Source organism: Meridianimarinicoccus zhengii, assembly GCF_003254465.1.
Taxonomy (GTDB): Bacteria; Pseudomonadota; Alphaproteobacteria; order Rhodobacterales; family Rhodobacteraceae; genus Meridianimarinicoccus; species Meridianimarinicoccus zhengii.
Genome location: NZ_QDFI01000025.1, coordinates 43,968 through 52,785 on the forward strand (window position 1 = coordinate 43,968; position 8,818 = coordinate 52,785).

Annotated in this window: 10 protein-coding genes and 1 pseudogene; 5 read left to right on the forward strand and 6 right to left on the reverse strand. The window is 65.4% G+C overall.

Annotation, left to right across the window (positions count from 1 at the left end; genetic code table 11):
• Positions 1-10: 10 nt before the first annotated feature.
• From ccmE to DDE13_RS10085, 4 genes are read right to left on the reverse strand one after another with little or no spacing between them, the layout of a single operon-like run.
• Positions 11-463, reverse strand: coding sequence for a cytochrome c maturation protein CcmE (gene ccmE / locus DDE13_RS10070; RefSeq protein WP_111403950.1), 453 nt, complete (start codon positions 461-463; stop codon positions 11-13).
• A 7-nt stretch (positions 464-470) separates the two neighbouring features.
• Positions 471-1,499, reverse strand: coding sequence for an N-acetyl-gamma-glutamyl-phosphate reductase (argC, locus tag DDE13_RS10075; RefSeq protein WP_111403951.1), 1,029 nt, complete (start codon positions 1,497-1,499; stop codon positions 471-473).
• Positions 1,500-1,552: 53 nt separating this feature from the next.
• Entirely contained in the window at positions 1,553-2,365 is an 813-nt protein-coding gene (locus DDE13_RS10080; protein WP_111403952.1) for a glutamate racemase, read from the reverse strand.
• The gene (locus DDE13_RS10085; RefSeq protein ID WP_394340297.1) at positions 2,366-3,244 is read right to left on the reverse strand and encodes a lysophospholipid acyltransferase family protein; all 879 of its coding nucleotides are present in this window, start codon (positions 3,242-3,244) and stop codon (positions 2,366-2,368) included.
• A 328-nt stretch (positions 3,245-3,572) separates the two neighbouring features.
• Here DDE13_RS10085 and DDE13_RS10090 point away from each other — a divergent pair, with 328 nt between their 5' ends.
• From DDE13_RS10090 to grxD, 5 genes are all read left to right on the forward strand, one after another.
• Entirely contained in the window at positions 3,573-4,466 is an 894-nt protein-coding gene (locus tag DDE13_RS10090; RefSeq protein ID WP_111403953.1) for a LysR family transcriptional regulator, read from the forward strand.
• Positions 4,467-4,757: 291 nt separating this feature from the next.
• Entirely contained in the window at positions 4,758-6,917 is a 2,160-nt protein-coding gene (gene purL, locus DDE13_RS10095) for a phosphoribosylformylglycinamidine synthase subunit PurL (protein ID WP_111403954.1), read from the forward strand.
• Positions 6,918-7,015: 98 nt separating this feature from the next.
• Positions 7,016-7,258, forward strand: a complete 243-nt coding sequence (locus DDE13_RS10100) for a BolA/IbaG family iron-sulfur metabolism protein (protein WP_111403955.1) — start codon at positions 7,016-7,018, stop codon at positions 7,256-7,258.
• Between the two features lies 1 nt (position 7,259).
• Positions 7,260-7,610, forward strand: coding sequence for a hypothetical protein (locus DDE13_RS10105; RefSeq protein ID WP_111403956.1), 351 nt, complete (start codon positions 7,260-7,262; stop codon positions 7,608-7,610).
• Positions 7,607-7,981: a Grx4 family monothiol glutaredoxin gene (grxD, locus tag DDE13_RS10110; RefSeq protein ID WP_111403957.1), complete on the forward strand. Its 375-nt coding sequence runs from the start codon at positions 7,607-7,609 to the stop codon at positions 7,979-7,981. Before DDE13_RS10105 ends, grxD begins: the two co-directional genes overlap by 4 nt.
• Before the next feature lie 91 nt (positions 7,982-8,072).
• Here the strand turns inward: grxD and DDE13_RS10115 are convergent, their stop codons facing one another.
• Positions 8,073-8,459, reverse strand: coding sequence for a cell division protein ZapA (locus DDE13_RS10115; RefSeq protein WP_111403958.1), 387 nt, complete (start codon positions 8,457-8,459; stop codon positions 8,073-8,075).
• Positions 8,452-8,818: pseudogene (locus DDE13_RS10120) on the reverse strand (hypothetical protein); the annotation flags it as partial. The gene DDE13_RS10115 and the pseudogene DDE13_RS10120, both read right to left, overlap by 8 nt.

Consider the following 8,818-nt stretch of genomic DNA (forward strand, 5'->3'; position numbering starts at 1 on the left):
CCAGGCAGGTTCAGCTTCCGGTTTCGGTCGGGTCGCGATAGACGCCCTGCGCCTTCAGCGCGTCGGTGACTTCCTTGGGCATGTAGGTCTCGTCGTGCTTGGCGAGGATTTCGGACGCGACGAACGTGCCCTCGACATAGCGCCCGGTGCCGACCATGCCCTGCCCTTCGCCGAACAGGTCCGGCAGCACGCCGCGGAACTCCACCGGCACGGACGCCCCGCCATCGGTCACGACGAAGCGGATCGTCTCGCCCTGCCCGCGTTGAAGGCTGCCGTCTTCGACAAGCCCGCCGATGCGGAAGGTTTCGGACGGCGCGGGCGGCGCGGCCATCACCTCGGACGGGCTGCGGAAGAAATTGATCCCGTCGCGCATGGCATATCCGATCAGCGCCGTGGACACCACGAGCGCCACCGCGGCGAGTGATACGACCTGGATACGACGTTTCTTTTTCAGGCTCTTCATTCGGTTCTCAGGGAAACACCGGGGCCAGCATCAGGCCCGTGGTTTCCTCTTCTCCCAGCATCAGGTTGGCGTTCTGGATCGCCTGGCCCGACGATCCCTTGGTCAGGTTGTCCAGCACTGCAAGAATGATAGCACGGCCCGGGCGCCTGTCACCTGCGACACCCAGATGCACGAAGTTGCCCCCGCGCACATGGCGGGTGGACGGCACCTCGCCCATCGGCAGCACCACGAGGAACGGCTCTTCATCATAAGCACGCGCCAGTTCGGCATGGATCGCGGCCGGATCGCCCTTGACGTAGATCGTGGCGAGAATGCCGCGGTTGGCGGGCAGCAGGTGCGGCGTGAACTGCACCTCCACGGGGCGGCCGGCGATGGCGCTGAATTCCTGGTCGAACTCGCCCAGATGGCGGTGCACGCCGCCGACACCGTAAGGATGCGTGCCCTCGGACAGCTCGGCATGGAGCAGGTTTTCCTTCGGCGACCGGCCCGCGCCGGACACGCCGGTCTTCAGGTCGATGATGATGTCTTCGAGATCCACCAGCCCTGCTGCGATCAGCGGGCGCAGCGCGAACTGCCCGGTGGCCGCGTTGCAGCCGGTGCAGGCGACCAGCCGCGCGGTGCGGATATCGTCGCGGTAGAATTCGGTCAGGCCATAGACCGCCCTCGCCTGCAATTCGACGGCGGCATGGGGTTGGCCATACCATTTCTTATAAGCCGCAGGATCGCGCAGCCGGAAATCGGCGGACAGGTCCACGACCTTAAGATCACGCGGCAAGCCATTGATCACGCTTTGCGTGGTCGCATGGGGAAGTGCGCAGAAAACCAGATCGACCCCGCTGAAATCCACGTCCTCGATCCGTTGCAGCACCGGCAGGTCGAGATGGCGCAGATGCGGAAACACCTGCCCCATGGTCTGCCCGGCCTTGCGGTCCGCAGTCAGGACCACGATCTCCATCGCCGGATGGGTGGCGATAAGGCGGACAAGCTCCGCGCCCGTGTATCCGCTGGCCCCGAGAATGGCGATGCGATGTGCCATGGCGTCCTTTTCCGTTTCGTGAATGTGTAGGTGTCGCGCGGAGGCGCCGCAACTCACGCCGCGGTGAACGCGATCTTGCGCCGCAGGAATTGCGTGGCCTTCGACGATACCCGCGCCGGATCGCCCGTTGTCAGAAAGGCCGATGTCTTGCCCGGCCCAACCATGTCCGGACGCCGCCCGAGGTAATCGGCAAGGCTTTCGGCCACGATATTCGCCTGGCTGTAGACCCGCACATCCGGCCCCAGCGCCTGCTGGAACGCCGTTTCCATCAGTGGGTAATGGGTACAACCAAGAATGGCGGCCTCGGGCTTGGGCATCCGGCGCTGCAGCGCCTCCACATGGGACCGCACCAGCGCCTCGGCCAGGATTTCATCCCCGTCCTCGATCGCGTCCACCAGTCCGCCGCAGGGCTGCGCCTCCACGTCGACGCCGATGGCGCGGAACGCCAGTTCGCGCTGGAACGCGCGCGACGACACCGTGGCGGGGGTTGCGAACAGCGCCACGTGCTTGACCGCGACCTCGCGCGGCGGGGAATTGTCGCCCCATTGCCGTTCGGTCAGCGCCTCGATCAGGGGCACGAACACGCCCAGGACCCGCTTGTCGCGCGGCACCCAGCTTTCCTGCATCCGCCGCAGCGCCGCCGCCGAGGCCGTGTTGCACGCCAAGATCACCAGATCGCAGCCCGCATCCCAGAGCCGTTCGACCCCGCGCGTGGTCAGCGCATAGATATCGTCGGCGTCCCGCACGCCGTAAGGGGTATGCGCGTTATCGCCATAATAAACGAAGGGCACGTTGGGCAGCCGGCGCACGAGCGCATCCAGTACCGTGAGCCCGCCAAGCCCGCTATCGAATACGCCAACGGCCATCTAGTGCCTGTGCCTTTCCTCGAACTCGAATCCGTAGCCCGGGTTGCGCACCGGCACCGGGGACAAGGCATAGGTTTGCGCGCGCAGGAAGTCCATCATCGCGCGCGCATCGCCGATGAAGGGTGCCAATGCGGCCTGCGGGATCGGCTTGCCGATCACGACCTCCACGGGCTTGTCGGTCTTGGCGCCGAATTCCTTGATCAGGAGCCCCATGCGCAGGGTGTAATGCAGATGGCTCGCCACCTGGAAGAACCGCGAATTGTGCCCGCAGAAGAACATCGGCACGATCTGCGCATCGGACCGCGCGACCATGCGCGCCGTGAAGGACCGCCAGCCGGGGTCCATGGGCTGCGAAAACGGCTTCGCGGCGGTGGACACGGTGCCGCCCGGAAAGATGCCGATGGCCCCGCCCTGCGTCAGGTAATCGAGCGCCGTCTTCCGCGTGCGCAAGTTCAACGCCATCGCCTCGCGCGTCTCGTCGAAGGAAATCGGTAGTATATGACGGTCGAGATCGGCCGCCTTGCGGAACACCTGGTGCGCGAGGATGCGGAAATCGCCGCGCACTTCGCTGAGGATACGCCCCATCATCAGCCCGTCGAGAATCCCGAACGGGTGGTTTGCGATCAGCACCAGCGGCCCGTGGCGCGGAATATCGTCCAGCGATCCGCCGATCACCCGCAGGGACAGGCCATAGCGTTCAGCCATCACCTCCCAGAAATCGCGGCCCTTGGCGATCTCGACCTCGTAGCCGCGCGCGCGGCGGATCAGGCCGATGCGCCCGGTGACGTTCTCCATCACCCGGATCAGCGCGCGCCCGCCGCGGGTCGCGGCGGAATGGGCGTAGCTGATTTCGCGCGCCGCGTCATTGCGGCGGCGCAGCGGTGTCTGTCGCTCCTGCACCTGATGACCCCATCCAAGCGTGACCGGTGCGCCGGAATATCACCCGGCAGCGCCGCACGGCAAGAGCCCGTCGTGAAACCGTCATGACACAACAGAACCCATTGCGCACCGGACTGCCCGCCGCGCAACCGTTACGCGACTCTGCGGCCACAGCCGCACGCAAACCGGCCTGCCGCGGCACCCCCGCGTGAAGTCGAGCGGGTCATGGGCTATACATCACCTGCAAGGTGTCGCAAGAGGCACCGGAAAGCCACGGGTCGCCCGATGCTGCGGGCACGGACCAATGGGATCGTGCGAGGGAACGGGGATGGACTGGGACAAGCTGAGGATCTTTCACGCGGTCGCGGATGCGGGCAGCCTCACCCATGCGGGCGATGCGCTGCACCTGTCGCAATCGGCCGTCAGCCGCCAGATCCGCGCGCTGGAGGAAAGCCTGAACACCACCCTGTTCCACCGCCATGCGCGCGGGCTGATCCTGACCGAACAGGGCGAATTGCTGTTCGACGCGACCTCGGCCATGGCCAAGCGGCTCGATGCCGCCGCCGCGCGGATCCGCGACAGCGAGGAAGAGGTTTTCGGCGAATTGCGCGTGACCACCACCACCGGATTCGGGTCGCTCTGGTTGGCACCCCGGCTGAGCCGACTTTACCGGGACTATCCGGACCTGAAGATCGACCTGATGCTGGAAGAGCGCGTGCTCGACCTGCCCATGCGCGAAGCCGACGTGGCCATCCGCATGAAGGAACCGTCGCAGGCCGACCTGATCCGCAAGCGGCTGATGAACGTCCACATGCGGCTTTACGCGACGCAGGAGTATCTGGCGGAAAACGGCACCCCGGAAACCGTGGCGGATATGCGACACCATCGCCTGATCTGCCAGAATCCCAACAGCGTTCAGGTCAGCGCCGCGGCGCGCATGGTGCAGGAACTTCTGACCGGCGAGATCAGGTCGCTGCTGACCGTCAACAACTATTTCGGCGTGCTGCAGGCGGTCATCAACCATCTCGGGATCGGCATCCTCCCGAACTACGTGACGCAGGATTTCCCGCATCTTGTCAGCGTCTTGCCCGAGGTCCTGGGCGGGTCCGTGCCGGTTTTCCTCGCCTATCCCGAAGAGCTGCGCCAGTCCAAGCGCATCGCGGCCTTCCGAGATTTCGTGATGGCCGAACTGGCCGAAACCCGGCGCCATACCGACATCTGACCGCCGCGGCGTGACAGCCATGTCACGGCTGCATGTCGGATATGCTGCACCTGCGGCATCCTGCTCATTGATTACCACCGTCTGCATAGATATGTGGCGCTCAGAAGACGAGGCGATGCCTCCCTTCTACCTCCCTGTTGGACTAGGCCGAGCATTGTCTCGGCCTTTTTTTTGCCTTGGCCATACGGACGCACGGCGTGCCCTCAGGGCGGAACGCGGGCGTTGGCCGCTGCGGCACTCTTCCTTTTCCCCCGCGTCTCGGATACGCACGCCTGCGGACAAGAGGTAGACATGACCGAGCCAGCCATCACGCCCGACCTGATCGCCGCCCACGGGCTGAAGCCCGACGAATACCAGCGCATTCTCGATCTGCTGGGGCGTGACCCGACCTTCACCGAACTCGGGATATTCTCGGCGATGTGGAACGAGCACTGTTCCTACAAGTCGTCCAAGAAATGGCTGCGTACCCTGCCGACCGAGGGGCCGCAGGTGATCTGCGGACCCGGCGAGAACGCGGGCGTCGTGGATATCGGCGATGGTCAGGCCGTGGTCTTCAAGATGGAAAGCCACAACCACCCGTCGTATATCGAACCCTACCAGGGGGCCGCGACGGGCATGGGCGGCATCCTGCGCGACGTGTTCACCATGGGCGCACGGCCTATCGCGGCGATGAACGCGCTCAGCTTCGGGCGGACGGATCATCCGAAGACACGGCAATTGGTGCATGGAGTCGTCGAGGGGATCGGCGGTTACGGTAATTGCTTCGGCGTGCCGACCGTGGGCGGCGAGGTGCGGTTCCACGCGGCCTATGACGGCAATTGCCTTGTGAACGCCTTCGCCGCAGGGCTCGCCGATGCGGATGCGATCTTTTACTCGGCCGCGTCGGGCGTGGGCCGCCCGGTCGTTTATCTTGGTGCCAAGACGGGACGCGACGGCGTGGGCGGCGCCACCATGGCCAGCGCCGAGTTCGACGATACGATCGAAGAAAAGCGCCCTACGGTGCAGGTCGGTGATCCGTTCACCGAAAAGCGGCTGATGGAGGCTTGTCTGGAGCTTATGCAGACCGGCGCCGTGATATCGATCCAGGACATGGGCGCCGCCGGTCTGACCTGTTCGGCGGTGGAAATGGGCGACAAGGGTGGCCTTGGCATCCGGCTGAATCTCGACGCCGTACCGGTGCGCGAAGACGGCATGACCGCCTATGAAATGATGCTGTCCGAAAGCCAGGAGCGGATGCTCATGGTGCTCGACCCCGCGAAGGAGGCCGAGGCGAAGGCCGTCTTCGACAAGTGGGATCTCGACTTCGCCATCGTGGGCGAGACAATTGCCGAGGACCGGTTCATCATCGAGCACAAGGGACAGGTCTGGGCCGATCTGCCTCTGGCCGCCCTGTCGGGCACGGCACCCGAATACGACCGGCCATGGGTGGAGACACCGCCGGCCGACTCGATGGAGCCGGTGCCCGAGGTCGATCCCATAGACGCGCTGCGCGCCCTGCTGTCCGATCCGAACCACGCTGCCAAGCATTGGGTCTGGGAACAGTATGACAGCCAGGTCATGGGCGATACCGCTCGCGCGCCGGGTCTTGGCGCGGGCGCGGTGCGGGTGCACGGCACGCGCAAGGCGCTCGTGTTCACCTGCGACGTGACCCCGCGCTACGTGCGCGCCAACCCGTTTGAAGGCGGCAAGCAGGCGGTGGCCGAAGCCTATCGCAACCTTTCCGCCGCCGGGGCGAAACCTCTGGCGACCACGGACAACCTCAATTTCGGCAATCCCGAAAAGCCCGAGATCATGGGCCAGCTTGTCGGTGCGATAAAGGGGATCGGCGAGGCCTGCGCGGCGCTCGACATGCCCATCGTGTCGGGCAATGTCAGCCTGTACAACGAAACCGACGGCGCGCCGATCCTGCCGACACCGACCATCGGTGCGGTGGGACTGCTCAAGAACGTGCGCAACCTGATCGGCACAGCGCCCGCACCCGGCGATCTGGCGATCCTCGTGGGCGAGACGACGGGGCATCTGGGCCAGTCCGCCGTGCTTGCGCGCGTGTTCAACCGCGAGGACGGCGACGCACCGGCGGTCGATCTTCTGGCCGAACGGCGCCACGGCGTGTTCGTGCGCAACAATCGCAAGCTGATCACGGCCGCTACGGATCTCGGCGATGGCGGCCTGGCACTGGCGGCGTTCGAGATGGCGGTGGCGGGCGATATCGGCGTCACGATCAACGAGGGCGATCTTGCGCGTCTCTTCGGAGAAGACCAGGCGCGCTACCTGCTCGCCTGCCCGTTCGACTGTGCTGAGGCGTTGATGATCGCTGCGGGCCAGGCCGGCGTACCGGTGGAAGCGGTGGGCCGGTTCGGTGGCACCGCGATCCGCCTTGCCGGGTCCGAAGCGCCGCTGGAAGATCTCGCGCAGGTCTGGCGCAGCGCCTTCGCCGAAAAGCTCGGCTGACCCGCGCACACGCCGCGTCACGGCGCTTGCAAGGTCTTGCGGCTTGCAGCGTTGCGGGCGCAGGCTTACATTCCGGCCATGACAGAAGGAGCGTACCGATGCCCATCGCAGCGCAGGACATCGAAAGCCTGATCAGACAGAGCTTCCCGGACGCGCAGATCACGATCACCGATCTGGCGGGGGACGGAAATCACTACGCCGCCGAGGTGATCGACGAGAGCTTTCGCGGCAAGAACCGCGTGGAACAGCAGCGGGCCGTCTATGCGGCGCTGAAGGGAAAGATGGACGGCGCGAACGGCGAATTGCACGCGCTGGCCCTGACGACCAAATCTCCGGCCTGACGTGACCATCACAACGATACCGTGGATCGTCGTTCTTGCCTTTGGCGCCATCTTCATCTTTGCAGCGGTGCGCGAATATCTCCATCGCCGCAAGTACGGCCCCCCGGAGAACCCGCGCGACGGGTTCGAATTCGACGAGGAAGCACCAAGCTACGAAGAGCCTGAGCCTCTCCCGGACGACACGGATGCCGCAAGTCCTGACGCTGAAGACACCGGGCACCCGTCGCAGGATGACACGCCCGACGCCGATGACGACACGTTGCACAAGAGCAACCGCGACGCCGATAAGCCCACCAGATCCGATGCCGATGCCGATACGGCCCCACCAGACAGGAATGAGACCCCAAGATGACAGACAACAACCAGACTGCGACCGACCGCATCACCGAAACCGTGACCGGCCATGACGTGGTGCTGTTCATGAAGGGCACGAAATCCATGCCGCAATGCGGCTTTTCCAGCCGTGTCGCGGGCGTGCTGAACTACATGGGCGTGGATTTCGTCGATGTGAACGTCCTTGAAGACGACGCGATCCGGCAGGGAATCAAGGACTATTCTGACTGGCCCACGATCCCGCAGCTTTACGTCAAGGGCGAATTCGTCGGCGGATGCGACATCATCACCGAAATGACCCTGTCCGGCGAACTCGACACGCTGTTCGCCAATCACGGCGTGTCCTTCGACAAGGTTGCCGCCGACAAGATCCGCGAAGCGAACGCCTGACCCCATCCGGACCAGACGGCAACCCGCTGTCAGCGTGGCATGACAGCGGGTTTTTCGTGTCCGAGCGCCACGCCTGTCGATGTCGCGGGCATCAAGCCGGGGTCGTGGCGTCCATGTCGTCGGCCAGTGCCTCTGCGCGCGCGGCCAGCTCTGCCAGGCTGTCCGACAGCGCCTGCGGGATGACCGGCACCTCCACCCGCTGCGCCGGACGGCTGGCGGCATTCGCCAGTTCCGCCTCCAACGCCGCGCGCTCGGCTTCCAGTTGCTGGACCTTTTCTTCCAGCGCGGCGGTCTTGTCGGCCAGAAGCAGCCCGGACATCAGAAGCATCCGCGCCTCGGTGATGCGGCCCATCTGGCCCGCCATGCTTTGCGCCTCAATATCGAGCATGGCGGCCGCGGCTTCGAGAAACGGCTGCTCGCCATCCTGGCACGCGACCTCGAAATTTCGCCCGCCGATGGTGATGGTGACCTCAGGCATCTTCGGTTTCCTCCACGATGGGTGCGAGCGCCGCAAGGATGCTGTCGATTTCGGCCCGGTCGGCGGCGCGGGCGGCGGACAGCGCGTCGATTTCCAGTTGCAGCCCGGTATTCACAAGCTCCGGGTCGGCCAGCCCATCTGCATGGGCCCGGCGCAGCGCTGCATTGTTCTGGCGCAATTGCGCATTGACCGCCCGCAGCCGGTCGAGCGCCTTTTCCAGTTCCGCCTGCCGTGCGACCGCGCCGTCATCGGCATCGTCGCGGACCTGTCCCAGGCGCCCCGCGGCCCGCAGGGCTGTCGCCTCGTCCCGCGCCGCGGCCAGTGCCGCGCGGTCCGCGGCGGCCTGTTCGGCCAGTTCG

Coding starts and splice junctions, on each gene's coding strand:
- ccmE (WP_111403950.1), bottom strand. CDS start 463: ATGAAGAGCCTGAAAAAGAAACGTCGTATCCAGGTCGTATCACTCGCC.
- argC (WP_111403951.1), bottom strand. CDS start 1,499: ATGGCACATCGCATCGCCATTCTCGGGGCCAGCGGATACACGGGCGCG.
- DDE13_RS10080 (WP_111403952.1), bottom strand. CDS start 2,365: ATGGCCGTTGGCGTATTCGATAGCGGGCTTGGCGGGCTCACGGTACTG.
- DDE13_RS10090 (WP_111403953.1), top strand. CDS start 3,573: ATGGACTGGGACAAGCTGAGGATCTTTCACGCGGTCGCGGATGCGGGC.
- purL (WP_111403954.1), top strand. CDS start 4,758: ATGACCGAGCCAGCCATCACGCCCGACCTGATCGCCGCCCACGGGCTG.
- DDE13_RS10100 (WP_111403955.1), top strand. CDS start 7,016: ATGCCCATCGCAGCGCAGGACATCGAAAGCCTGATCAGACAGAGCTTC.
- grxD (WP_111403957.1), top strand. CDS start 7,607: ATGACAGACAACAACCAGACTGCGACCGACCGCATCACCGAAACCGTG.
- DDE13_RS10115 (WP_111403958.1), bottom strand. CDS start 8,459: ATGCCTGAGGTCACCATCACCATCGGCGGGCGAAATTTCGAGGTCGCG.